Genomic DNA, 24,023 nt, shown 5'->3' on the forward strand with positions numbered 1-24,023 from the left:
GCGGATGGCCCCCGGCGTGAGTAGGCTGGTCCCCGTGCGTAAAGAAACCCTGTGGGAAGCCCAGTGCAAGGAAAACCCGGGACATTCACGGTCCTATATCGAACGCTTCGAGTCCCTGCGGGCCGAAGGCGCCGACCTCGACGGTGAAGCCCGTCTGATCGATGCCATGCTCCCGCGGAGGAGCAGGATCCTGGACGCCGGATGCGGCCCGGGACGCGTGGGCGGGGAACTGGGCCGACGTGGCCACCAGGTCCTGGGCATGGACGCCGACCCCGTGCTGCTTGCGGCGGCGAAGACCGCGTTCCCGGAGCAGGGCTGGAGGGTCGGCGATCTCTCTGACTCCGGGCTGTCCGCGGAAGGGGCGGTATTCGACCTGGTGGTCTGCGCCGGCAACGTCATGGCCTTCCTGGCGCCGGGCACCGCCCCGGAGGTGTTGCAGGGATTCCACTCGGTCCTGGCCCCCGGAGGCCGGGCCGTCATCGGGTTCGGCACCGATCGGGGCTACGCCCCGGAGGACTTCCTGGCCGACGCCCGGGCCGCCGGCTTCACGGTGGACGGGCTGTTCTCCAGCTGGGATCTGCGCCCCCACCCCGGGGACACGAATTTCCTGGTCGCCGTCCTGGGCCGCGCGTCCGCGGATGCCTGAGCCGGATCGGCGGGGCGGCGAATACACTGGGGGCATGCCACAGACCCACTCCGACTTCGCCGACCTGGCTGTCATCGACCGCAGCGGCCTCGTCGAGTCGCGCCATGCCGGTACTGCCGTCGTCCTGGGGGCCGACGGGGCGGTCCTGCACGCGCTGGGCGATATCGACGCCCCGATGTACCCCCGTTCCTCGCTCAAACCCTTCCAGGCACTGGCCTCCATGCAATCCGGGGTCCCCTTGCGCGGCGCGGAGGTCGCCTTGGCCTGCGCCAGCCACGTCGGCAGCACCGAGCACCAGGAATTGGCGGCCTCGATGCTGTCCAAGGCGGGGCTGACGGACGACGATCTGCAATGCCCCGCGGCCTGGCCCCGGCATGAAGCCACCCGGATGGAGGCGATCCGTTCGGGCGGTTCCCCGTCCCGCCTGGCCTTCAATTGTTCGGGCAAGCATGCCGCCTTCCTCTGGGCCTGCACCGAGAACGGGTGGGACACCGCCACGTATCTGGATCCGGATCATCCCCTGCAACGCCGGGTGGTCGAGGTCGTGGAGGACTACGCCGGGGAGAAGATCACCCATCTGGCCGTCGACGGATGCGGGGCCCCGGTGCCCGCCATTTCGTTGCGGGGCCTGGCCTCCGCCACCGGACGGCTTTCCCGCTCCCCCGGCAACAAATCCTCCGACGCCCGCGCCACCACGATCGCCACCGCCATGCTCGACTACCCCTGGGCCGTGCACGGGCACGGGGAGGAGAACACGGTGGTCATGGAGGATCTGGGCGTCATCGCCAAGCTCGGTGCCGAAGGGGTGCTGATCCTGGGCACCTCCGATGGTGTCTCCTGCGCCCTGAAGATCCGTGATGGGAATGCGCGGGCCGCCACGCTGGTCGGTCTGACCCTGCTGGCCTCCGTCGACGCCGTCGAGATCGATGCGATGACCGCCGTCCTGGAAAAGATCAACAAACCCGTCCTGGGTGGTGGCCGACCGGTGGGGCGGATCCGTGTCGCCAAGCCGGTCCTGGATCTGTTGGACTAGGACATGGCCGTACGACGACGGATCCCCGCCGAGCAGGGGCTCGCGGCGCTGTCCACCTGGCGGCGGACCGACGCGGACGCCCGCGCCGACCTGCCCCGGCCCACGGTGGCGATGGCGGTGCGCTACGCCCTCGAAGAGCTTTCAGAACGGGCCGAGGGCAATTCGGTGGAGGTCAGGGTCCCGCCCTTCGGGGTCGCCCAATGCGTGGCCGGCCCGCGCCATACCCGCGGCACCCCGCCGAACGTGATCGAACTCGAGGCCGCCGTCTGGCTGCCGCTGGCCACCGGTGAACTGGACTGGTCCGAAGCGGTGGCCTCCGGTTCGCTCTCGGCCTCGGGGTTGCGGGCGGACCTGTCCGAACATCTTCCGCTCTTCGGTATCCTTTAGGGTATGGATTCACCCCGTTCCGCGCCCGTTCCCCCCGACCGCGACCGCGGCTCCGCTTCCGAGTCCGTCGAGGTCTCGGTGTCCAGTTCACCGAAGTTCTGGCCCTTCGTCGGCGTCGGGGCCTTCATCGGCGTCCTGGCGGCCATGTTCACCGCCCTGGCCGGGGATCCGGGAGCCGAGTTCACCCGCGGATCGGTATTCGGTTTCTTCGCCGTGGTCTTCGCCTTGGCGGGGGTCCTGCTCGGTTCCATCGCCTTCCTGGCCGTCGATGCGGTCCTGCGTCGGCGCTCCACCCGGGCCCGTGCGGTACCCATGGATGACGGGAACGCGTCAAAGTAGCAGCTTCGGGACCTTCCGGGCACCCACAACGTGCAAGAATGATGACCATGGTGCGTGGTGACGGAATGCTTTCACATGATCTTTTGGCCGACGAGAAGGGCCCGCAGGACGAATGCGGGGTCTTCGGTGTCTGGGCCCCGGGCGAGGACGTGGCGAAGCTCGCCTACTACGGCCTCTATGCCCTCCAACACCGCGGTCAGGAGTCCGCGGGCATCGCGACCTCGGATGGCCAGCGGATCAACGTCTACAAGGACATGGGGCTGGTGTCCCAGGTCTTCGACGAGAACACCCTGAACTCCATGAGCGGGCACATCGCCATCGGGCACTGCCGCTATTCGACCACGGGTTCCAATCATTGGGCCAATGCCCAGCCCACCCTGGGCGCCACCGCCGACGGCACGGTCGCCCTGGGCCACAACGGCAACCTCATCAACTCGGCCGAGCTGATGGAACTGGTCGTGGCCGAGCAGGGCTCCAAGTTCCGCGGCGAACTCGCCCAGGGCAACACCACCGACACGGCCCTGGTCACCGCCCTGCTGCGCGGCGAAGAAGGAACGACCTTCGAGCAGACCGCCCTGGACCTGCTGCCCAAGCTCCAGGGGGCCTTCAGCCTCGTCTTCATGACCGAAGGCACCCTGTATGCCGCCCGCGACCCCCACGGGGTCCGTCCACTGGTCCTGGGTCGACTCTCCCGGGGCTGGGTGATCGCCTCCGAACAAGCAGGCCTGGCCACCGTGGGCGCCAGCTTCATCCGGGAGATCGAACCCGGCGAATTCATCGCCATCGACGACGAGGGCATCCGCTCCCAGCGGTTCGCTCCCGCCACCCCAGCCGGCTGCGTCTTCGAATACGTCTATCTGGCCCGCCCCGACGCCGCGATCAGCGGCCGGTCGGTCTACGAATCCCGGGTGGACATGGGACGCCAGCTGGCGCGCGAGAGCGCCACCGACGCCGATATCGTCATCCCCGTCCCGGAATCGGGCACCCCGGCCGCCATCGGCTATGCCGAGGAGTCGGGGATCCCCTTCGCCCATGGCTTCGTGAAGAACGCCTACGTGGGCCGGACCTTCATCCAGCCCTCGCAGACGCTGCGCCAGCTGGGCATCAAGCTCAAGCTCAATGCCCTCGAACCGGTCATCCGGGGCAAGCGCGTCATCGTCATCGACGATTCCATCGTCCGCGGCAACACCCAGCGGGCGGTCGTGCGGATGCTGCGCGAGGCCGGGGCCGCGGAGATCCATGTCAGGATCTCCTCGCCTCCCATCAAATGGCCCTGCTTCTACGGCATCGATTTCGCCTCCCGGGCCGAATTGATCGCCAACGGGGCCACCATCGAGGAGATCACCACCTCCGTCGGCGCCGATTCCCTGGCCTACATCTCCCAGGACGGGATGATCGCCTCCACCCGGCAGCCGCGCGAGCGTCTGTGCACCGCCTGCTTCTCCGGGGAATACCCGATCAAGCTGCCCGACCAGGACCGTTTGGGCAAGAACCTGCTTGAGCGTCCCGATGCCGGCAGCCGCGGTTGCGATCCCGGACCGGACGCAGAGTTCGAGGACACCCTCTCCCCCGCCGACAAGACCCCGAGCTCCCAGTAAAGGACGCCCCCAGAATGACTTCCTCCCAGCCCGGATCCGCAGGCATCACCTACGCAACCGCCGGTGTCGACGTCGAGGCCGGCGACCGTGCCGTCGAACTCATGAAGGACGCCATCAAGGCCACCCATAATGATTCGGTCATCGGCGGAGTGGGCGGTTTCGCCGGTCTCTTCGATGCCAGTGCCCTGCGCTCCTACGACAAGCCCCTGCTGGCCACCTCCACGGACGGTGTCGGGACCAAGGTCGCGATCGCCCAGGCCATGGACATCCACCACACCATCGGCCAGGACCTGGTGGGCATGGTCGTCGATGACATCGTCGTGGTCGGGGCCAAGCCGCTGTTCATGACCGACTACATCGCCTGCGGCAAGGTGGTCCCCGAGCGTATCGCCGATATCGTCAGGGGCATCGCCGAGGGCTGCTCGCTGGCCGATACCGCGCTGGTCGGCGGGGAAACCGCCGAGCACCCGGGGCTGCTCGGGGAGCATGACTACGATATCGCCGGGGCCGCAACCGGCGCCGTCGAAGCCGATGCCCTACTGGGCCCGGAACGGGTACGCGACGGTGACGTGGTCATCGCCATGGCCTCTTCGGGCATCCATTCCAACGGCTACTCGCTGGTCCGCAGCGTCATCAACCATGCCGGCTGGTCGCTGGAACGCGAGGTCCCGGAATTCGGTGGGACGCTGGGTGAGGAACTGCTGGTCCCGACCCGCATCTACACGGCGGACTGCCTGGACCTGATGGGCCACCTCAATACCGGCAGCACCATGGCCCTGCACGGATTCAGCCACGTCACCGGTGGTGGCCTGGCGGCGAACCTGGCCCGCGTGCTGCCACAGGGACTCATGGCCTCGGTGGACCGTTCGACCTGGTCGCTGCCGGCGGTGTTCACCGTCATCAGTGAGCTGGGGGGTGTCCCCCAGTCCGACCTGGAGCGCACGCTGAACCTGGGGGTGGGCATGATCGCGATCGTCGACGGCGCATCGGCAGATGCTGCCGTGGCCCGGCTGAACGACCGCGGTGTCCCCTCCTGGGTCGCCGGGACGGTCGGGACCGTCACGGAGGAAGCGTCGAGCGCCGGTACGGACTTCGTCCAGGGTGCCAAGGGCGTCGACGGCGGAGCCGTGTTGATGCGCGGGGCCTACGCCGGCTGATCCGGTTTCCCCTGCCGACCGCCGCGTTCCCGCTCAGGGGGCGCGGCGGTCGTCATGGAGCTCCAGGCCAGCGGACCAACCCGCCGATCCGGGATGCGCCAGGGCTCTAGCTGGGGTCTTCGAGGCCCAGGGCCCGGGTCAGTTCATGCAGGGCAGGGGTGACCCGGGTGCGCCATCTCCAGTCGGCCTTTGCATCGCCGCGGCTGGGCCCGCCGTTGATGATGCCCACCGGCCGCCCGGCGGCCACGGCGTTGAGCACCAACTTATAGCCGCTCATGACCGCCAGACTCGACCCGATGACCAGCAGCCCCCGGGAGCCCTTCTCCAGGTGCTTCAGCGTCTCCTTGCGCTCCACCGGGACGTTCTCCCCGAAGTAGACGACGTCGGGTTTGAGTTCCATGCTGCCGCAGGACAGGCACCCGACCATGGTGAAGTCGGCGATCTGGTCTGCACTGAGAGTGATGTCGCCGTCGGGGTTCACCGAATCGGGGTCCACGACGATCCGATCGAGGTATCCCGGATTGGCCTCCACCAGCCTCCGGTCGAGATCGACACGGTTTTCCACGAAGCCGCAGTTCAGGCACTTCACCTCATCGAGGTCCCCGTGCAAAGGCAACACCTCGGTGGATCCTGCGAGACGGTGCAGGCCATCAACGTTCTGGGTCACGACGCCGTTGAGGAATCCCGCTTGCTGAAGTGAGGCCACCAACCGGTGCCCCTCGTTGGGCTCCGATCCGGACATCCTGCGCCATCCCACGAAACTGCGGGCCCAATAGCGTTGGCGGGCCCCGGAATCGTGTTTGAACTCCTGGAAGGTCATTGGCCGATGGGAGCGCAGGGAACCGTTCGGGCCGCGATAGTCGGGGATCCCCGAGTCGGTCGAGATCCCGGCACCGGTCAGGGCCAGGACGGATCCACCCTCAAGCATCGTGGTGATGCCACGCCGGGCGACGTCAGGGGCCTGGGGTGGTGCCGACTCGGCGACGACCCGCTCGATGGAACGGATCGCCGCCCGGTGCGCGTTGGCGATCGGCAGGTCCATGGGCATCATCCTGGCTTCCGGGCATGAAGAAGTACACAGGCGACACGGTTGTGTCGTCCGGCGTCGGTGCACCGTATCGGGTGGAACTCATTGCCACCGCATCCAGGGGATGCCGTGGTCAGCCGATCCGACGGGATTCGCCCTCGTCGTCATCGCTGGAATACCTGTCCGCATACTCCGCGTAGTCCGCGTCGTAGGAATCGTCGGCATGCGCAGAGGAGCCTGTCCCATGACCGCGGCCTTGTCCGAGCTCGCGTTGCAGGGCAGACAAATCAGTGGCCGGGGAATAGTACTTGATATCCCTGGCCTGTCGTGTCGCTTTTGCCTTCTGACGGCCGCGCCCCATGGCGTGACCCCCTTTATCGCTAGATCCGGAGGTGGTCCCTCACGTGAGGAGGAAGGCCCCGGAGAATGTGGCTGTTTCTTTCGTATTCCAAGGTTAACATGTTTCCCAGTCGGGTGCCGTCCCGACGACTCCCGGGCGCCCGTTAGAGTAGGTGGTAATACTCTCATCGCCGCACTCGTCCTGAAGGGAGCGTCCGTGGAGCAGCCCCCCGATCAGCAACCGCCGGGTTACCAACCAGCGCGGTCGGCACGGACCCAAGTCTCCCACCGGTTCGGGATCGCCCCCGTCTGGTTGGTGATCGGTTCCATCGGCATCATCCTGATCCTGGTCTTCGGCGTCACCCGGTTGGTCCAGTCCAGGCAACCGGACCCCGAACCCACGGACAGCGTGGCGCGCAACAGCTCCCCGGGGATCGACGGGATCATCGCGGAGAAGGCCCCTGCCTCGCAATTCGAGGTCGGCGACTGCCTGGCGGAGTTCAGTTCCCCGCTCGAGCCGGCGACGATCGTCACCTGCTCGACGCCGCATGCGGCCCAGCTCATTGGCCTCGAGACCCTCGAAGACGTCCCCTTTCCCGGGGATCCACGGGTGACCACGAAGGCGGAAGAGGCCTGCCGGGCGATCGAGCTCGATCCCGAGGCTGCGCTGGAAGGCAACTGGAACTATGCCTTCAGCCGCCCCTCCTCGGGAACCTGGGAGGCCGGGGATCGCAGTGTCGCCTGCTTCCTCGCGCTGGAGGAGGGAACGACGACGGTCTCGCTCCTCCCGGCCTCCGAAACGACCTCCACCTAGCTGGCGGTGCCTGTCGGCGCGGCAGTGGACCGGTTGACCGTCAGTGCCTCCGCCTCGGCATCGAGCTGGACGTCCACGGTGTCCCCGTCGACGATTGCCCCGGAGAGCACCGCCTTGGCCAGACGATCCCCGATTTCGCGCTGGACCAGCCGACGCAGGGGTCGCGCCCCGTACGCGGGGTCGTATCCGGTCCTGGCCAGCCATTCCCGGGCTTCGTCGCTGACCTGCAGGCTCAGCCGCCGTTCGGAGAGTCGACGGGCCAGGGTGGCCACCTGGATCTCCACGATCCGGCCCAGCTGGTCCAGGGAGAGCGGATCAAAGAGGATGACGTCATCCAGGCGGTTCAGGAACTCGGGTTTGAACGAGGTGTTCACGATGTTCATGACCGCTTCCTTCTTGGCTGTGGCGTCCAGCGCGGGATCGACCAGGAATTGTGAACCCAGGTTGGACGTGAGCACCAGGATGGTGTTGCGGAAGTCCACCGTACGGCCCTGCCCATCGGTCAGGCGCCCGTCGTCGAGGACCTGCAGGAGGATGTCGAAGACCTCGGGATGGGCCTTCTCCACCTCGTCCAGCAGGATCACCGAATACGGCCGACGGCGAACCGCTTCGGTGAGTTGTCCGCCTTCCTCATAACCGACATACCCCGGAGGGGCGCCGACGAGCCGGGATACCGCATGCTTCTCGGAGTACTCGGACATGTCGATGCGTACCATGGCGTGTTCGTCGTCGAACAAGAAGTCCGCGAGCGCCTTGGCCAGTTCCGTCTTGCCCACGCCGGTGGGTCCGAGGAACAGGAACGAGCCCGTGGGCCGGTCGGGGTCGGCGATCCCTGCCCGGGAGCGTCGCACGGCGTCGGAGACCGCGGTGACGGCATTGGACTGGCCGATCAGCCGCTGCCCGAGCAGGGACTCCATGTCCAGCAATTTCTGGCTTTCGCCTTGGAGCATGCGTCCGGCGGGGATCCCGGTCCAGGCCGAGATCACTTCGGCGATGTCATCGGCGGTGACTTCATCGGAGACCATCGTCTCCTCGTGGGCGCCTTCGGCCTCTTCGGCCTGGGCGGCGTCGAGCTGCCGCTGCAATTCGGGGATCTCACCGTAGAGCAGGCGCGATGCCTTCTCCAGGTCCCCCTCCCGTTGCATCCGCTCGGCCCGTGAGCGCAGCTCGTCGAGCTGGACCTTCAGATCGCCGACACGGTTCAGGCCTGCCTTTTCGGCGTCCCACCGGGCGTTCAGGGCATCGAGCCGTTCGCGCCGGTCGGCCATATCCGCACGCAGTGCCTCGAGGCGTTCCCGCGAGGCGGGGTCGTTTTCGCCCTTGAGGGCCAACTCCTCCATCGTCATCCGGTCCACCACGCGGCGCAGCTCGTCGATCTCCTCGGGAGCCGAATCGATTTCCATGCGGAGCCGGGAGGCGGCCTCGTCAACCAGATCGATGGCCTTGTCCGGCAGCTGGCGACCGGAGATGTAACGGTTGGACAGGGTGGCCGCGGCCACCACCGCCGAGTCGGCGATCTCTACCTTATGGTGTGCCTCGTAGCGTTCCTTGAGACCGCGCAGGATGCCGATCGTGTCGTCAACGCTGGGTTCGCCGACATAGACCTGCGCAAAACGGCGTTCCAGGGCAGGGTCCTTCTCGATGTTCTGCCGGTATTCGTCCAGGGTGGTGGCCCCGATCAGCCGCAGTTCGCCGCGGGCCAGCATCGGCTTGAGCATGTTGCCGGCATCCATGGCGCCCTCGGAGGCCCCGGCACCGACCACGGTGTGGATTTCGTCGATGAACGTGACGATCTGTCCGTCCGAATCCCGGATCTCCTCCAGGACCGCCTTGAGGCGTTCCTCGAATTCGCCCCGGTATTTGGCGCCCGCAACCATCGATCCGAGGTCCAGGGCAATCAGCGTCTTGCCGCGCAATGATTCGGGGACGTCGCCGGCGATCATCCGCTGGGCCAGCCCTTCGACCACTGCGGTTTTGCCGACGCCCGGATCACCGATGAGCACCGGGTTGTTCTTCGTCCGGCGGGAGAGCACCTGGACGAGCCGGCGGATCTCGGCATCACGTCCGATCACCGGGTCGAGTTTGCCCGAACGGGCGATGGCCGTCAGGTCGGTACCGAACTTCTCCAGGGCCTCGAAGGTGCTTTCGGGGTCTTCGGTATCGCGCGGATGATCCCCGCGCAGCCCCTCGACCGCGGCCTTCAGTGCCTGTTCGGAGGCCCCTGCGGATCGCAGGATCTCCCCCGTCCTCCCGGCGTCGGCCGCCAACCCCAGCAGCAGGTGCTCCGCCGATACCCGGCCGAAGCCCAAATCGGAGGCGGCCTTCGTTGCGGCGTTGATGACCTGCAGGAACGACCGTGAGTACTGGGCCTGGGCGACGGTGCTGCCCGAGGAAGCCGGCAGGTCACGAATCGCCCCGCTGGCGGCGACGGAGACCTGGTCCGGGTCGACCGCGGCCTTCTTCAGCAATTCGACGGCCAACGATCCGCGGTCGTCCATCAGCGCCTTGAGCAGATGCGCCGGTTCGACCTGCGCGTTGCCCGCGGTGGAGGCGTTCATGCCGGCAGCCGAGAGGGCTTCCTGGCTCTTGGTGGTGAATTTGGCGTCCATGTGGATCCTTTCCTGGGAGGTCCATCCTCGTTTCAAACTTGAGTCTACCTGACTCAACTCTATTTGGGGATGGGTTATTCCCGGGGCGAAGACCCGGAACCGGGAGTGCTTGTAGGATCCTGCTCAAAATGAGAATTTCCTATTGTCATGAGAATTTTTTGAGAATTAATCCGGACTAAACAAGAAAGATGTGACATAGTGTTAAATAGCGGCTTCTGGAACCGGTAGTCCACGTTTCGGGTACCGCCTCTCCATCGACCGGATACCGCTTCCAGGGGATGTGTTCTTCTGGTCATGGCAGCAACACACACGGTGTTGCGCCTTGACCCTCAAGGAGGACCGATGGCGGATTACCGAGCCATCATGCGGCTGCTGGTGCAGGGCCGCAGCTATCACGAGATCACCGCGAGCTTGAACTGCTCGCGCCGCGGGATTTCCCTGGCCAACAAGGCCCTGGCCACCCGGGGCATCACCACCACGGCACAGGTCCAGGAGCTCGCCGACCACGACCTGGACGACTGGTTCCCGGACGGCCGATCCGCCCGGTCCGAAGGCTATGAGCTTCCGGATTTCGAGCCGGTGCTCCAGCGGATGAAGCGAGACCGGAACTTCACCCTGCAGCAGGCCTGGCAGGCCTACGTCACCACCGCCGGAGACCACCGCAAATACGGGTATTCGAAGTTCTGTGCCCTTTTCGCCCGGCACGTGGCCACCAACGACCTGAGCGCGACGATCCACCACGAACCGGGTCGCTCGATGCAGGTCGACTGGGCCGGGCAAACGCTGCCGGTTACCGACATTTTCACCGGCCGGGTAGCCAAGGCCTACCTGTTCGCCGCAGTGCTGCCCTATTCGGGGATGGTCTTCGCCCGGGCCTCGCTGTCGATGAACCTCGAAGCGTGGATCGACCTGCACGTTCGGGCTCTTGAATATTTTGGTGGCGTCCCACAGATCCTGATTCCCGATAACGCCAAGACCGCGACATACCGGCCCGAGCGCCGGGATACCCAACGGGTGCTCACCGACCGGTATTCCCAGTTCGCCACCCATTACGGCACCGCGATCGTGCCAGCCCGGGTGAAATCACCGAAGGACAAGGGCGCCATCGAGCGGGCGGTGCGCACCGCCAACCACCGCATCATCGGCAAGCTCAGTGCCGAGGTGTGGTCCACGATCCAGGAGCTGAATGCGGCTATCCAGGTGCAGGTCGAGGAGGTCAACGACCTGAAGAATCCGCACGGGATCACCAAGCGCGAAATCTTCACCGCTGAGGAGGCAGCCCTCCTGGCAGAGCTGCCCGACCACCGGTTCACGCAGGTGACCTGGAAGCAGCTCAAGGTCCAGCGGAACTACCACGTCACCACTGATTACCAGCACTACTCGGTGCCCTACCGGCTGGCCGGGCAGATGCTCAAGGCCCGGTTGACCGGCACCACGGTGACGCTCTTCGCCGGGGAAGAGGTCGTCTGTGAGCACGCGCGCAAGCACGGGCGCAAGGGCCAGTACTCGACAAGCACCGAGCACGTTCCGCCGGCGCACCAGAACGTCGCCAACCTCTGGTCGCGCACCTGGTTCCTGGACCGTGCCAAAGGCTTTGGGCCCGCCACCGTCGGGGTGATCACCCAGGTCCTGGACCGGCACGTGATCGAGGCCCAGGGCTACCTCGACTGCCAGAATATTCTGGATGCGCTGGGCAAGAAGGGCAAGGCGCGCCTGGAGGCGGCCTGCCAGCAGGTGCTCAACACCTCCGCGGTCCCCACCTATACGACCCTCAAGCGGGTGCTGGCCACCATCACCAGCGACCAGCACGCTCCGTCGGTGCCCCGGGCCGCGGCCAATACCCTCAAGCCCGAGCACCTCGGAAACCGGGAAACCACCGGGCAGGTGTTCGTGCGCGGCTCCGATTACTACCAGGAGGGATTCTGATGCCCATCTTCACCAGCGAGGACCACGACAAGTTCAAAACCCTACGCATCACACGCGTCGCCGAGGCCCTCGAGCTGCTCCTGGTCGAGGAAGCGAACGAGCAGGTGCCCCCGGAGAGACTGTTCCGCCAAGCCGTCGATGACGCCCTCGAGCAGCGGCGCTCCAACAAAATCGAAAGACTGATCACCCAAGCCCGGATGCCGTTCGCGGACGCCACTGTCGAGGAACTGGACTACCGGGAAGGCCGCGGGGACCTGAACCCGGTACAAATGAGCCGTTACGCCGCCAACGATTGGAGCCGCGAGCAGCTCAACGTCGTCATCACCGGCATGTCCGGTTCAGGCAAGACGCACCTGGCCTGCGCGATCGGGGTCGCGGCATGCCATAACGAACACAGTGTCCGCTACTGGCGCATGGACGATCTGGCCCTGGCGCTGGTCAGCGTTCACGACGACCACATCGCCCACCGGAACCTGCTCAACCAGCTCAAGGAAGTCGAGTTACTCATCCTTGATGACTTTTTAACGGTCGGAGTCGATGCCAGAGCTACCAACGACCTGTTCGGGGTCCTGGCCGATCGGGACCGACGTGCGCCGACGATGGTCCTGGCCCAGACCGGACCGGAGTACTGGATCCAAATGATTCACGACCGAGTCGCGGCAGACTCGATCGTGAACCGGCTGGCTAACAACTCACGCCACATAAAACTCGGAACGGTTGATATGCGGCGTGAGCAAAACATGAGAAGACGCCAAACCGAGGGCCACTGGAACTAACCACGATGCCCTGGGACAAGACTACAGGGCCGAGCTGAATGGATATCGGCCGCCGACCTCGATCGGCGGCCGGTACCCGCCATGGAAAGGAGGTACCCGGTACATGGACTACCGGTTCCCGAAACGGCCATTTAACAACATACTTCATAAATGGAGGAACTCGCTACCGAGGTCCGGTTCCGCCGCACAGGCTCCGAAGATCTCGAAGTGACGAAACTCGCGCTGGTCGATGCTCATGAAGTGATCAGCGGCGATCCCATCCGTCTACCGCCCTCGCATAAGGGCCAACGAAATTTCCCCGGCTTGTTCTGGCTGGCCAAGACACAAAGAACAGTCGTTTACGAAAGCCTCCTTGAACGCGACCGCCTTTGGGCGGCTGATTTCGACCCGAACATCACAGCCGTCGCAACGCAACCACTCCAATTGCAGGGAAAAGACGGCGCCCACCTGCGCCGGCACATCCCCGACATGCTCTTCAGCCACCGCGACGGCAATTTCACCCTTGTTGACGTGAAGCCCGCGGACAAGCTTGCCAACCAGAAGGTGCAGGAGCAGTTCGCATGGACCGGGCGCTTATGCCACGCGAAAGGGTGGACCTACGAGGTCTGGTCCGGCGGGGAACCGGCCTTCATGCGCAACCTGCGCTTCATCGCCGTCGGACGGCGGGCCCGCTTCCTGTACCCGGCGCTATTGGACGAATTGGAACCTCTCGGGCTGCCTGGAATGACGTTGGACCAGCTCGAACAGGCAGCTACCGAACTGGCGGATCCGAAGATGCTGCGGATGGCAGTGATGGCCATGCTCTGGTCCGGCAGGTGGCACGTCGATATGAACGTTCCCCTGTCTAGCCGGACAGTCCTTCTGGAAGCAGGGACGTCCCATGGATGAGGTATTGGACCTGAACGTAGGGAACTTCGTTTGGTTGGATGGCCAGCGGTGGAAAGTCACCGAATTCCAGGCAGACACCGTCCTGCTGTCATCTGGTGCGACGATGCGCCGGACCACCATCAATTCCCTCGTGGGGCGAGCAAGCAACATCGATCCACTCCCCCGCGATAAGGCGTCCGAACGAGACGGATTCAAGACCACAGACCGTGCCTTGTTGGACTCTCTCTCCAAGTCGCAGCTCGAAACCATAGCCAAGCGGGCCGAAGTCCTCGACGGCCTGTTCAAGGCAGGAATCGGCGACAAGCGGACCAAAGAACGCCACGAGATCGCGGCACAAACCCTGGGTGTCGGCGTCAGCACCATCTATCGACTGAAGAAGCAGTACAAGGACCGAGGCCTGGCCGGGCTAGTCGACACGAGGCTCGCACGGGAATCCCGGGACCTGTTGGACCCGGGATGGGAAGCGATCTGCCAAGAGGTCCTGGCCTCGTACCGGGATGCATCGAACCCCACCATCGGAACAGTCATCTCAAAAACGAATCGTGCCTTCGCTGCAAGCTTTCCCGACCAGAAGCCGCCGTCCAGGTCCGTCGCGTATATCCGGGTGAAGCAGCTCGACAAGGGCCGGTACACGTTTGGTGCCGCGAAACAGCGCCGGTCAGTCGCCGGCCGCCCGGACGGTCCCTACGGGCGGCTGCAAGCTGACCGGCCCGGGCAGTTCATCGTCATGGACACCAACAGCCTGGACGTCTTTGCGATGGAACCCGTTTCCTGCCGCTGGGTCAACGTGGAACTCACCGTGGCAATGGATGTTCATTCCAGGGCGGTAACTGGGGTCACGCTGCGGCCCGTCGCCGCCCAATCGGTCGACGTCGCCTCCGTTCTTCACCAGACCGTCACACCGCAGAAGTGGGGTCCAGCCAAAAATGCGCCCACAGGGCCCTATATCGGGATACCGGAGCAGGTTAGCGCGGAGGAAGGGAGCAAGGCCAGTCACGAGCTCCTTCCGGACAGCATCATCGTGGACCATGGCAAGGCATACCTCTCACGTCACGTGCTCGCTGTCTGCGACCGGCTGGGAATCAATGTGCAACCTGCTCGCCCGATCCAACCCACGGACAAGGCCATGATCGAGAGGTTTTTCCGCACCCTCCGGCAATCGCTCCTCGAACACCTGCCCGCCTACAAGGGACCGGATGTCTTCTCGCGGGGCAAGGACGTGGAGAAGTCGGCCTTCTTCTTCGTTTCCGAGCTCGAGCAGATAATCCGCGAATGGGTGGGCATTTACCACGAAACCCCCCACGATAGTTTGCGGGACCCCCACATGCCCGACATCATGCTCACCCCAAACCAGATGTTCGAACGCGGCATTAGCCAATCAGGTGTCCTTCGCCTTCCCGCGAACGACGACGTGGTCATGGAATTCCTTGCAGTGGAGTGGCGACAGATTCATCACTATGGGGTCGAAGTCAACGGTAGACGGTACGACGGGGCAGGCATTTCGCCGTACCGTGGCCAAAAATCTGCGTACACCGGAAAGTTTCCCGGAAAATGGCCAATCTACGTCGACAGGGACGACGTCAGGTGGGTCCACTTTAAGGACCCCGCAGACGGGACGTGGCATAAGCTCGAATGGGAACACGCACACTTCCTGGATACCCCCTTCAGCGCCGAAGCAGCCGACTACACGAGGCGCCTCAGCATCAGCGAAAACAGGTTCCACGACCCGCAATCCGCCGTTATTGCGCTGTTGGAGGACTGGCACGAGAACAAGGTCACCGACCGACGCGCCAGAAACATCGCCAAAAGGGTCAGCGCAACACGAGCGCACCCAGACGAGAGCAGCGACGGGGACACCGATCCACGTGATCTTGCATCCACCCCAGGAATCATCGACATGCTCACCCGCGCCAAAACCAAGAACGCCACCGGCACCCGCGACGACCTGGACGTCTTCGAAAACGACACCGGGCCCGAAAACGAAGGATTCGAGGTCTTCGACGAATGAGCAACCCCTACGCCGACTGGCTCAGGCAACACGGAACAAAGCACTTCAACCTGGGCACCAAGGCCGGGTGGATCGACTTCGTTAACACCGGGATCCGGCCGGACTTCCGGACCCTGACCATGGACGAAATGCGCGGACTCGACCCCGAAACGCTAGAAGACTACAACCAGGCCAGAAACGTCTGGAACTCGAACCCCGCCACAGTCAAAACCCCGCAGCTGAAGAACGCCCACGACCTCATCGATCAAGTTATGGCCTCATCCCACCGGGACGGCAGTAGCGTCCGCGGAGCCGTCGCACTCGATGCCCTCCCCGGCTTGGGGAAAACCACCATCGCCAGCAGCTACGCCCGCCACTTCGACCAACAACAACGCCGACGGTACGGACACACAACCGCCGATGGAAACCCCCGGCTACCCGTAGCGTTCATCCCGCTCTCCGCTGGGATGACCCTGAAACAGCTGAACCAGAAAATCCTTCGCTTCTATGACCACCCGGCCGCCACCCGAACATCAAAGGCAGAACTCGGCACCCTGGCAATGGACTGCATCCACAGCACTGAAACGCGCCTTATCGTCCTGGACGACCTGCACTTCATCAACTTCAACCACCGCACCGGCGTGGAAGTCAGCAACCACCTCAAATGGTTGGCCAATGAATCTGCTGCCACGTTCATCCACGTGGGAGTCGGCCTCTCCCGCAAGAAATTCTTCGACGAAGGACTCGGCGGGGACCCGTCACTGTCGCAGACTTCCCGCCGAACCACTTCCTGCCCGGTAGCCCCGTTCACTCTTTCCACGGAATCCGGGAATCGGGCATGGCAACGCCTACTCTCATCTTTCGAATCCCACTTGAAGCTAGCCAACAATACCGAGGGAACCCTGACCGGCCTCGGGGACTACCTCTTCGAACGCACCCAAGGCCACATCGCCTCCGTAACGAACCTGATGGACAGGGCCTGCGCGGCAGCCATCACAACCGGCACCGAAACGATCACCTACGACATAGTCAAGAAGGTGGTCATCGACAATGCTGCCGAAACCGCTTCCTCAAGGAGATGAATCAGCACTCCCACGTAGGCGGCGCCTCGACGAACTCATACCTGTTGAGCACCGCACCCGTTGGCCCATCCACGTCCCGCCGATGCCCAAGGAACCCATCCACAGTTGGGCCGCCCGCGCCAGTCACCGGTATGGGCTCACGCCACGCCAATTCCTTACTGCCCTCGGTATCCCCAACGAGCAGACTTCCGCCCGTCTCCTGGCGCACGTGCCGGAACACTTAGCCAAGATTACGGCAGCTTTGGGAAGGATACCCACCGGCTACCAGTTCCAGGACAACCGGTCCGTCGCCAAACCCTACATATCCGACGCACCTTCACAATACTGTCCTCGTTGCCTCGCTGAAACAGGCGCTTGGAGTACAGACTGGCAAACCGAATGGGCCCTCACCTGCCCCACACACCAAATCCTGCTCAACATCTCCTGCCCCGCCTGCGATTCCAGCCAATGGACCCCGTCCAGTTGGCTCAGCCGCACCGCGCTCCCCCACCGCTGCACCGAACGCACCCCCACAACACCGTCCACTACAGGGCGCAGCTCCGTTCGAGAATGGTGCAATCAAGACCTCCGCGAAGCCTCCACACGGCCGGCCCCACCCGAACTCATCGAAGCCCAACAAACCCTCCACCAAGCACTCCGAGACCAAGCCGCGACCCCGGATGCCCTCCACCCCTTCGGTCCCTGGGAGTTCGTCACCGCCCACCAGAAAGCCCACGCCTTCAAAAAGCTCATCAGCTACACCGCCACACAACCCCCCGGACTCGGCGGACAAGTAGCCACCCTCCTTGAAGCCTGGAACGCTTACACCGAACTCTCTTCCACCCCCGGAACGGGCCCCAACCTCAAACGGCTCCTAGACGATCCATCAAAGACCGGCCTCCTAGGCCCACCCAGAACCGCACAAGCATCCGCGCTCGGCCCCATCCTGACTGCAGTCGGCCTAAGACAGCACGGCCACCTTTCCGCGAACAAGCAACTCGCATTCCGAACCGGCAGAAGCTGGCCGGCGCACCCCGCCGACTGGTCAACCAACTCGTCCCATCCGACGCAAAACGCTGAACAATTACTCCTCCCCGAGCACCAGACAAAACCCATATCGCCCCCCGCCGAATGGATCCCCCAAGTCCTCTGGCCCGGATTCAACACCAAAACCCCCACTGACGACCCCGGGGAACGCGCAACCCAGTCAATGCTCCTCCTCCACCTCGGAAGAGCATCCCGTTGGAGCCACCTCGCCCTCGAACTCGGCCTACCCCGCCAACTCCAACACCAAGCCCGAACACACGTACAACACCTCGCAGCAACTAAATGGGCCGAACAGATAGCCTGCCTCGAACACCAATTCAACCGACTCCTCGACTCTCCACCACCCATCAACTACAGGATCCGCCGCGTCGTCGCCCACGACCCGGCCGACCTCCAAAGGGCCTTGCACCAGGCCACCAGAACCAATCCAGGCCCCGACCTGATCCGACACTTCTGGGAAGCCTTCACCGGCGGCGACATCTCCTTGGCACCACCACCACTCGGAATGGACCCCACATCCAGCCAATACGCCATATTCAAGACACAGCGGCCCACCGCACGCACCGAACACGAGAGCGACTTCACCAAAGCGTTGGGATTCCTCCAACACGAATACGGGATGGCCCCGGGAGAACCCCTGGTCTGGTCCCCACCCCCATGAAAGGGACACTCCAAACGGGCAACTCGAGCACCATTGCCCGCGGAGGCCCACCTCGGCAACATCTTCTGGTGGTCAGTTACATGGAGATCAGAACTCGTGCCCCGGTGGCCGGCGCACGACACAACCCACCCGATCTCCGACGTCACCGACGTGCTGCGACGGGACGGATGGGCCTACGAACCGTTGAGCTACACGACCACACGCCACCAACTCCTCGCCGCCCTATCTCACACATGCGGTCCCCTCACAGAGTTCGAAGACCTCACACGTACAGTCCCGCAAAGCAACCTAAACACCCAGTGGCAGCTCCTTCCCGATGAGCACTGGACCGAGGCGTACGAACGGCTGGCCGGAGGCCCGCAAGGGCCGCTCCGCTCCTGATAGACCTCCATGAAGGGGCGCGCCTTGTGAATAAGCAAAATTCCGACGCTAGCCCGGTATCTCAACAAGAGAGTCCACGCCCTTGTGTGCCATCTCTACGGAAGCTGATTCCAGCTTCCACGGCAGAAATCCTCCGGGCTCAAGTCCGCAAGTGGCCCGTTCATCGGACGAATCACCGGACAGGGTAAAAGGGATGATGATGGCCGCCGCTTCTCATGTGTGCTGGTCAGCCCGGTCGATGTCCGGTGGAGGACCGGCATACGGGCAGCGCTGTTGGGTAACGGGATCCGGAATAAGCTGAAGCCTGAGACAGTGACGTGGGATCTGAATGTGGGGGAATGATTTGAGCGACTATGGTGAGGACTATCTGCGGCGCCTACTCGATGCTGTTCAACGCTTCGAGGCGGTTTTCAATGCATGGATGGAAACGCAACAAGAATCTGATCATCTGTCTTCCCGCGGGCTTCTTCCAACCGTCTGGGTTAAGGACGGAGTTGACTCTGCGCTGGTGCGCCGCCTCGAACTCGATGTGGCAGAGGCCGCCGGGCTGGCAGCACGCGGCGTCGCCGTTACTGGGGCGTACATTTCCGTCGCAGGGCTGGGTGTTATCGACCCGATTTCCAACTGGTCGTTCATGTCATCACCCAAGGCTCCGCTTGCACCGCGCGACATTCGAATGACAGCTGCAAACGTCAAAGGCCGGTTGGAAGCCATGCTCATCGACGCGCAGAGCATCGCGGACTCTAGCCTGCCAAGCTTTTCCCCCGCGCAGCTGCACCCTGTGATCTGGTCGGGTGCAGCTGCGCACTGGACGGCGCACCAGTTCCGCGTCGCCGTCCGCGAAGCAGCTGAAGGGCTGACGGTCCATTGGAAGCAGAAGCTTGACCGCAACGACGTGGATGACACCGTGTTCTGGCAACAGACCCTGTCAGCGGGTGAGGCAGCCGATGGCCGTCCCAAGCTTACTTGGCCCGGTCCCGTCGACGACAAAACCGCCAAGAGCATGCGCGGCGGTCTTGAACCTCTCGCCAAAGCTTTAAACGCCCTGGCTACTGGCCTGAATCTGACTGTCCGAAACGTTACTACCCACACTAGAGACGAGCTCACTGAGCAGCAAGCAATGGAGCGCCTTGCCGCGTACAGCTTCCTCGCCCATTTACTCGACCAGTGCCAGATAGACCGCTTCGAGAATGATCCCGCCCGGTGAAGAATCGCCTTATGAAATGCCCGGAGATGTAGTCTCTGGTGCTCGACGCCCCCTCGTAGGCGGCCGTTCGAGATTCGGATGGAGCGATGCGTGACGCCCGAGAACGCATCCGGCGCAGTAGATCACCTCTTGGTGGCGTTCCTGGTCAGCGGCCTAGTTCTTCGGTGGTCATGACGTGGACTGACAGGCCCGTTTCATTTGGCCGGACATCAGGCTCGAGGTCCCATTCCGCCGTGTAGTCGCCTTGAAACTGAGGCCGATACGGAATTGGCTCAGCATCAAAGAGATGGCTCAGACGGCGCCCGAGTCTTTTTTCCGCGAGGTAGTAGCTTTGGGAGTCGGTGAAGTCAGCACTGGGGAAAGCTACCGGATCAATGACATCCATTCCCGTATAGGCGAAGGTCCCGTGGAGGAGCCCGAAGAGCAGCTCGTGGAGTTCGCCGCTCTTCCCTCGCGGACCGATGGCGCGTTCCCTGTCGCCGAGGGTCATGACGACGAGCACGCGTTTGCCGCGGAAAGGTCCCTGTTCGAACCTAAGCCGTTTCCCGGTGTCGGGGTTCTTGCCGAAGGCGAAGCCGCTGATGAACACGCGATCGATCCAGCCCTTGAGTATCGCGGGCAGTCCGTACCACCACAGAGGGAATTGAACGACGATCGCATCTGCGGCCCGGATTTTCTCCTGCTCCGCCGATACGTCGTGGGGCAGCCGGCCTTCGAGGTAGGCCTGACGGGAGTCGGTGGTTGCGTTGAATCGAGTCCCAGGGGGAACGATGCCGTCGCCGGTCACAACGGGATTCCAGCCCATTTCGTAAAGGGGCGAGGTCACCACCTGGTGGTCCATACCAACTAGCTTGTCGATGCCCGCGGATCGGAGGGAACCGTTCAGCGAGTGGGGTTCGGGGAAAGCACTGACCCAGAGAATTTTTCGCGAAGTTGTCATAGGTTCATGATTGCAATCTTGTGTCGACTTCGTAAGTAGGGTGATTTTTGGCTTATAGTGGCAGTTTGGAAAGTATTGGAGGTTGCTCGGATGCGCGATCCTGTTCGAACTGCCATGGAGATATGCCCGGTCGAGGTCGCCATCGCGGTTCTCGGTGGAACATGGAAAATGACCATTGTGAAGCATCTCTTGGAATCGACGCTTCGTTTCGGTCAGTTGCAGCGCCGGCTGAGCCCAGTGAGTACTCGGACACTGACCCGTCAGCTACGCGATCTGGAAGCCGACGGGATCATCCACCGTGAGGTGTTCGCTGAAGTGCCCCCACGCGTTGAATATTCGCTGACTGAGCTCGGGCGCACCCTGGGTCCGATCGTGACCCAACTTGATCAATGGGGAGCTGGATACGCCCAGTCTTGATCACATAGTGGCCTCAGGCCGCGTCTCACACATAACGGGATCAGCCCGAGCAATTGCTGTGTCGAGTTCGTGGGCACCTGCCCGCAGAGCGTTCCCCCAGCGGACGGCCTCATCGATCCCTTTGGCGTTGTCGCTAGTCGCCTTCAGACCGTCCGCCACCTGCTTATGGCGCTTTGCCGTTGATGCTCATCACACAGTGGCAGCCTTATGTCCGGAAGCCACTCACAGGAGTTCGGCAACGTCCACAACGCTAGTGGGCACTACCAGATATTCACTGTGGGCTCGCATATTCTTCATTGCTTCGTCTTTCCTTGCGGCCGCAAAACCCGCAGGGGCTCCGCATACATTTGTGCTCTTTTCGAGTCGATCTTTCGTTTCATATGGCAATGCAACTCGCACGGCGAGGCTAGCAATTACTGCGGACTACCCTGAGTTGGCAACGTTCCGGAGACGTTCAGCGCATCGCGTGGAAATCCTGAAAGCTTACCTGCGGAAATTTACTCAACGGAAAATGAAATGAGATGCCCTGTCATCCATTTGTCTGTCGTATGTAGGGTGCTATCACAAACCGTTAAACAGGAGGCATCAAGAAAGATAATCCAGAGGCCACTTCAAGTCCCGGTAGTTAGCCAAACACCGTCCACCAGCGATCCAGACCCAGCGAGCAGTCCAGCCAAGAACGGCAGAACCGCAGAACCGCAGAACGGAAGTATGACAATGCGTTACGTCCCCATCCTCAAAGCAAAAAGGGCCGAATTAGCTGCGCTCTCCACCCAGCAAATCAGCTGCCCAGTCGAGCCGGTATTCGAAATCCAAAACGCGCTCTGGGACCCGACAGGCACGAACAAATCCATCGGCGCAGATGCAGCATCTTTCATCGATAACCTCCGCCGCCAATGGTGGAAGCCCTCATTTGTGGACCTCAGCCGCGTGGCCTCAACCCGTCCAGAACGCACAAACTGGTGGGTTGCCCTCAACGCCCTCATCAGCCTGCCCGGCGTACCCACACACCATCTGGCCCCGGTACTGAGCACCACGGACGACAACGCAGTGCTCAACAGCGCAAAGCCACTCGCAAAAACAGCAGGAAAGGCACTCGTCCGCGTTACGGCGCCCTGCCCCGACATTCCAGCACTCGCCAAGTTCGTCAAGAACTGCGCCAACACCCTGGACCTACCAGCCACCGCAGTCGAACTACTGATCGACTGGGGTGACTCAACCGAACAGCATGCCTTGGACTCCCTGGAGCACCATGCGCAGGCCATCCTCGGTGCAGTCCCGGCCGCTACTCCCGTCATCGTGGCAGGTACCCCCGACACCACCACTTGCACACAAGCAGGGCAGTGGGACTTCACCCGCCGGGAGTGGTGGCTGTGGCTCCGCCTGAATGCACAAAACCAAGACGTCAGTTTCGGCGACTACGCCCTGTTTCCACCCCAGCAGCCGGGCCGCGGGCGTCCTACCTATGGACACTTGCGCTATTCAGCCGGCGACGAGCTGCATATCGAACGCCAAGTCGCACCAACAGGCGGTATGGGGGCCGGCTTCAAGATGTGCTGCGACAACCTCGTCGCCTTGCACATGTTCGCGGGCCGCGCGTTCAGCCTCGGCGACTCCACGATCGACGATGTGGTCCATTCCGTCGGAAAACCGAAGGGCAGCCCTGAAGCATGGCGAACCATTGCCCTGCAACATCACCTGCGCCTGGTCGAGGATCAGCTCACGGCACCGCCAGCGGCACCACCGGCCGGTACACCTTAGGCGACAGACAGGGCCTGCGAAGCCCTCCGTGACTTCGCTACCCAGTCTTCGCGCGTCCTCATCACCGTGATGGCTGCTTGCGCGGTCTTGGTGGGGCCGAGCCGGTCCAACAAGAGGAAACGCATTTCATCCACCGTCCGCGTTGAGAGACGGGCCTCACCGAGCTCACGGAGCTTCCCCGTCAAGTCCGACCGTGACATGTATGTGGTGAGCATGATCGGGTTGAACTCGGGGTTGCGCCGTGCCCTGCGAACTTCTTTGAGCTTTACTCCCGCTGCCCCCGGCGTGGCAGACCAGATCCCCCACCATGAGGGCAGGAGGGATGTCGCATGGGCCCGTAGCCGGTTTCCGACGACGAGGTGTGCCCGCTGCACGAAGGGGTTGTATCCGCGGATCTGGCGTTCGAGCCGGGCGACACTGTCCTTGTCGCTTTTGATCTCGTATCCAGAGACCTTATCGGTGATGAGCATCTCATCGATTCTCACCGGGGTCCCCCATCGGACTTCGACTTCTGGGACGAGCAGGTGCGGCTGACCATGCAAGCGTGTTTCGAGTCGCCCCCGTAGGGCCGCTCGTATGTCGGAGTCGTACATCGTTTAACCCTGCCTAAGTCCCTGTAGATCCCTATGGATGTTACTTCCTCCACGCATTCGCCATTTCCCTTCTGCTTATAAAGGCGACGATAGTAACGTTACGATTGTAACAACTATCGAAAGAGAACGAGCTTGCGACGAGCCGAAATTAGCCAGTGGCGCCTCCCTATCCCTCGGGAAAAACTCAGCGCCTACATCCACTCAGCCCGATTGGGAAGAGGAATTTCCCAAGACGAAATGGTTCGTGGCACGGAACTCTCCTTGAGTACACTAAGAAAGATCGAAAACGGCACGACAACGAACCCCGGACTTTTCACTTTGCACCGGATCTGGCACAAACTCGACCTGCCGTGGGATGCCCTCGGCCAAGTCACCCAGGAACTCACGTCATCCCGGCGCCGAACCCCTTGACCACATAGCAGAGCCCCT

22 protein-coding genes and 1 pseudogene are annotated in these 24,023 nt (G+C 63.2%); 17 read left to right on the forward strand and 6 right to left on the reverse strand.

Annotated features, from left to right (window positions below):
• The first annotated feature begins 34 nt into the window (after positions 1 to 34).
• From AC3ZI9_RS13595 to purM, 6 genes are read left to right on the forward strand one after another with little or no spacing between them, the layout of a single operon-like run.
• On the forward strand, positions 35 to 646 hold the full coding sequence (locus tag AC3ZI9_RS13595) for a class I SAM-dependent methyltransferase (protein ID WP_444566679.1): 612 nt from the start codon (positions 35 to 37) through the stop codon (positions 644 to 646).
• 34 nt (positions 647 to 680) lie between these two features.
• Entirely contained in the window at positions 681 to 1,679 is a 999-nt protein-coding gene (locus AC3ZI9_RS13600; protein ID WP_444566680.1) for an asparaginase, read from the forward strand.
• Positions 1,680 to 1,682: 3 nt separating this feature from the next.
• Entirely contained in the window at positions 1,683 to 2,066 is a 384-nt protein-coding gene (locus tag AC3ZI9_RS13605; RefSeq protein ID WP_444553406.1) for a sterol carrier family protein, read from the forward strand.
• Positions 2,067 to 2,069: 3 nt separating this feature from the next.
• On the forward strand, positions 2,070 to 2,405 hold the full coding sequence (locus AC3ZI9_RS13610; protein ID WP_444553407.1) for a hypothetical protein: 336 nt from the start codon (positions 2,070 to 2,072) through the stop codon (positions 2,403 to 2,405).
• Between the two features lie 47 nt (positions 2,406 to 2,452).
• Positions 2,453 to 4,003, forward strand: a complete 1,551-nt coding sequence (purF, locus tag AC3ZI9_RS13615) for an amidophosphoribosyltransferase (RefSeq protein ID WP_444553408.1) — start codon at positions 2,453 to 2,455, stop codon at positions 4,001 to 4,003.
• 14 nt (positions 4,004 to 4,017) lie between these two features.
• Positions 4,018 to 5,160, forward strand: coding sequence for a phosphoribosylformylglycinamidine cyclo-ligase (purM, locus tag AC3ZI9_RS13620; protein ID WP_444553409.1), 1,143 nt, complete (start codon positions 4,018 to 4,020; stop codon positions 5,158 to 5,160).
• Between the two features lie 106 nt (positions 5,161 to 5,266).
• On the opposite strand, the gene AC3ZI9_RS13625 is transcribed toward purM, so the two are convergent.
• Entirely contained in the window at positions 5,267 to 6,211 is a 945-nt protein-coding gene (locus AC3ZI9_RS13625) for a Sir2 family NAD-dependent protein deacetylase (protein WP_444553410.1), read from the reverse strand.
• A 109-nt stretch (positions 6,212 to 6,320) separates the two neighbouring features.
• A complete protein-coding gene (locus AC3ZI9_RS13630; RefSeq protein ID WP_444553411.1) occupies positions 6,321 to 6,548 on the reverse strand; it encodes a DUF3073 domain-containing protein in 228 nt (75 codons plus the stop codon).
• A 195-nt stretch (positions 6,549 to 6,743) separates the two neighbouring features.
• On the opposite strand from AC3ZI9_RS13630, the gene AC3ZI9_RS13635 reads away from it, so the two are divergent.
• Positions 6,744 to 7,340, forward strand: coding sequence for a septum formation family protein (locus AC3ZI9_RS13635; RefSeq protein ID WP_444553412.1), 597 nt, complete (start codon positions 6,744 to 6,746; stop codon positions 7,338 to 7,340).
• On the opposite strand, the gene clpB is transcribed toward AC3ZI9_RS13635, so the two are convergent.
• The gene (gene clpB / locus AC3ZI9_RS13640) at positions 7,337 to 9,949 is read right to left on the reverse strand and encodes an ATP-dependent chaperone ClpB (RefSeq protein ID WP_444553413.1); all 2,613 of its coding nucleotides are present in this window, start codon (positions 9,947 to 9,949) and stop codon (positions 7,337 to 7,339) included. The two genes, AC3ZI9_RS13635 and clpB, sit on opposite strands and share 4 nt — an antisense overlap.
• 342 nt (positions 9,950 to 10,291) lie before the next feature.
• Between clpB and istA the strand changes: the two genes are divergently transcribed.
• From istA to AC3ZI9_RS13670, 6 genes and pseudogenes are all read left to right on the forward strand, one after another.
• A complete protein-coding gene (gene istA, locus AC3ZI9_RS13645; RefSeq protein ID WP_444567019.1) occupies positions 10,292 to 11,875 on the forward strand; it encodes an IS21 family transposase in 1,584 nt (527 codons plus the stop codon).
• Complete coding sequence (locus tag AC3ZI9_RS13650; protein WP_444567020.1) at positions 11,875 to 12,651, forward strand: ATP-binding protein; 777 nt, start codon at positions 11,875 to 11,877, stop codon at positions 12,649 to 12,651. The genes istA and AC3ZI9_RS13650 overlap by 1 nt, the downstream gene beginning before the upstream one ends.
• 150 nt (positions 12,652 to 12,801) lie before the next feature.
• Entirely contained in the window at positions 12,802 to 13,539 is a 738-nt protein-coding gene (locus AC3ZI9_RS13655) for a TnsA-like heteromeric transposase endonuclease subunit (protein WP_444566681.1), read from the forward strand.
• A complete protein-coding gene (locus AC3ZI9_RS13660) occupies positions 13,532 to 15,547 on the forward strand; it encodes a TnsB C-terminal domain-containing protein (RefSeq protein WP_444566682.1) in 2,016 nt (671 codons plus the stop codon). Before AC3ZI9_RS13655 ends, AC3ZI9_RS13660 begins: the two co-directional genes overlap by 8 nt.
• On the forward strand, positions 15,544 to 16,608 hold the full coding sequence (locus AC3ZI9_RS13665) for an ATP-binding protein (protein ID WP_444566683.1): 1,065 nt from the start codon (positions 15,544 to 15,546) through the stop codon (positions 16,606 to 16,608). Before AC3ZI9_RS13660 ends, AC3ZI9_RS13665 begins: the two co-directional genes overlap by 4 nt.
• An 82-nt stretch (positions 16,609 to 16,690) precedes the next feature.
• Positions 16,691 to 16,963: pseudogene (locus AC3ZI9_RS13670) on the forward strand (TniQ family protein); the annotation flags it as partial.
• Positions 16,964 to 17,857: 894 nt separating this feature from the next.
• Here the strand turns inward: AC3ZI9_RS13670 and AC3ZI9_RS13675 are convergent.
• Positions 17,858 to 18,244: a hypothetical protein gene (locus AC3ZI9_RS13675; protein WP_444566691.1), complete on the reverse strand. Its 387-nt coding sequence runs from the start codon at positions 18,242 to 18,244 to the stop codon at positions 17,858 to 17,860.
• Positions 18,245 to 19,004: 760 nt separating this feature from the next.
• Here AC3ZI9_RS13675 and AC3ZI9_RS13680 point away from each other — a divergent pair.
• Positions 19,005 to 19,883: a TIGR02391 family protein gene (locus AC3ZI9_RS13680; protein WP_489923687.1), complete on the forward strand. Its 879-nt coding sequence runs from the start codon at positions 19,005 to 19,007 to the stop codon at positions 19,881 to 19,883.
• A 145-nt stretch (positions 19,884 to 20,028) separates the two neighbouring features.
• Here AC3ZI9_RS13680 and AC3ZI9_RS13685 read toward each other — a convergent pair whose 3' ends face one another.
• Positions 20,029 to 20,823, reverse strand: coding sequence for an NAD(P)H-dependent oxidoreductase (locus tag AC3ZI9_RS13685; protein WP_489923688.1), 795 nt, complete (start codon positions 20,821 to 20,823; stop codon positions 20,029 to 20,031).
• Between the two features lie 90 nt (positions 20,824 to 20,913).
• Between AC3ZI9_RS13685 and AC3ZI9_RS13690 the strand changes: the two genes are divergently transcribed.
• Together AC3ZI9_RS13690 and AC3ZI9_RS13695 are read left to right on the forward strand one after the other, a co-directional pair.
• Positions 20,914 to 21,240 (forward strand): winged helix-turn-helix transcriptional regulator, encoded by a 327-nt coding sequence (locus tag AC3ZI9_RS13690; RefSeq protein WP_444566686.1) that lies wholly within the window; start codon positions 20,914 to 20,916, stop codon positions 21,238 to 21,240.
• Between the two features lie 711 nt (positions 21,241 to 21,951).
• Positions 21,952 to 23,001, forward strand: a complete 1,050-nt coding sequence (locus tag AC3ZI9_RS13695) for a beta family protein (RefSeq protein WP_444566687.1) — start codon at positions 21,952 to 21,954, stop codon at positions 22,999 to 23,001.
• Here AC3ZI9_RS13695 and AC3ZI9_RS13700 read toward each other — a convergent pair.
• Positions 22,998 to 23,594 (reverse strand): sce7726 family protein, encoded by a 597-nt coding sequence (locus tag AC3ZI9_RS13700; RefSeq protein WP_444566688.1) that lies wholly within the window; start codon positions 23,592 to 23,594, stop codon positions 22,998 to 23,000. The genes AC3ZI9_RS13695 and AC3ZI9_RS13700 overlap by 4 nt on opposite strands.
• A 132-nt stretch (positions 23,595 to 23,726) precedes the next feature.
• Here AC3ZI9_RS13700 and AC3ZI9_RS13705 point away from each other — a divergent pair, with 132 nt between their 5' ends.
• A complete protein-coding gene (locus AC3ZI9_RS13705; protein ID WP_444566689.1) occupies positions 23,727 to 24,005 on the forward strand; it encodes a helix-turn-helix domain-containing protein in 279 nt (92 codons plus the stop codon).
• Positions 24,006 to 24,023 lie beyond the last annotated feature (18 nt).

The organism is Arthrobacter sp. AOP36-F1-5, assembly GCF_058137995.1.

What these genes read in the sequence shown, in the direction of transcription:
- AC3ZI9_RS13600 (WP_444566680.1), top strand. Translation starts at nt 681, where the DNA reads ATGCCACAGACCCACTCCGACTTCGCCGACCTGGCTGTCATCGACCGC.
- AC3ZI9_RS13605 (WP_444553406.1), top strand. Translation starts at nt 1,683, where the DNA reads ATGGCCGTACGACGACGGATCCCCGCCGAGCAGGGGCTCGCGGCGCTG.
- AC3ZI9_RS13610 (WP_444553407.1), top strand. Translation starts at nt 2,070, where the DNA reads ATGGATTCACCCCGTTCCGCGCCCGTTCCCCCCGACCGCGACCGCGGC.
- purF (WP_444553408.1), top strand. Translation starts at nt 2,453, where the DNA reads ATGGTGCGTGGTGACGGAATGCTTTCACATGATCTTTTGGCCGACGAG.
- purM (WP_444553409.1), top strand. Translation starts at nt 4,018, where the DNA reads ATGACTTCCTCCCAGCCCGGATCCGCAGGCATCACCTACGCAACCGCC.
- AC3ZI9_RS13625 (WP_444553410.1), bottom strand. Translation starts at nt 6,211, where the DNA reads ATGATGCCCATGGACCTGCCGATCGCCAACGCGCACCGGGCGGCGATC.
- AC3ZI9_RS13630 (WP_444553411.1), bottom strand. Translation starts at nt 6,548, where the DNA reads ATGGGGCGCGGCCGTCAGAAGGCAAAAGCGACACGACAGGCCAGGGAT.
- clpB (WP_444553413.1), bottom strand. Translation starts at nt 9,949, where the DNA reads ATGGACGCCAAATTCACCACCAAGAGCCAGGAAGCCCTCTCGGCTGCC.
- istA (WP_444567019.1), top strand. Translation starts at nt 10,292, where the DNA reads ATGGCGGATTACCGAGCCATCATGCGGCTGCTGGTGCAGGGCCGCAGC.
- AC3ZI9_RS13650 (WP_444567020.1), top strand. Translation starts at nt 11,875, where the DNA reads ATGCCCATCTTCACCAGCGAGGACCACGACAAGTTCAAAACCCTACGC.
- AC3ZI9_RS13655 (WP_444566681.1), top strand. Translation starts at nt 12,802, where the DNA reads ATGGAGGAACTCGCTACCGAGGTCCGGTTCCGCCGCACAGGCTCCGAA.
- AC3ZI9_RS13660 (WP_444566682.1), top strand. Translation starts at nt 13,532, where the DNA reads ATGGATGAGGTATTGGACCTGAACGTAGGGAACTTCGTTTGGTTGGAT.
- AC3ZI9_RS13665 (WP_444566683.1), top strand. Translation starts at nt 15,544, where the DNA reads ATGAGCAACCCCTACGCCGACTGGCTCAGGCAACACGGAACAAAGCAC.
- AC3ZI9_RS13680 (WP_489923687.1), top strand. Translation starts at nt 19,005, where the DNA reads ATGTGGGGGAATGATTTGAGCGACTATGGTGAGGACTATCTGCGGCGC.
- AC3ZI9_RS13685 (WP_489923688.1), bottom strand. Translation starts at nt 20,823, where the DNA reads ATGACAACTTCGCGAAAAATTCTCTGGGTCAGTGCTTTCCCCGAACCC.
- AC3ZI9_RS13690 (WP_444566686.1), top strand. Translation starts at nt 20,914, where the DNA reads ATGCGCGATCCTGTTCGAACTGCCATGGAGATATGCCCGGTCGAGGTC.
- AC3ZI9_RS13695 (WP_444566687.1), top strand. Translation starts at nt 21,952, where the DNA reads ATGACAATGCGTTACGTCCCCATCCTCAAAGCAAAAAGGGCCGAATTA.
- AC3ZI9_RS13700 (WP_444566688.1), bottom strand. Translation starts at nt 23,594, where the DNA reads ATGTACGACTCCGACATACGAGCGGCCCTACGGGGGCGACTCGAAACA.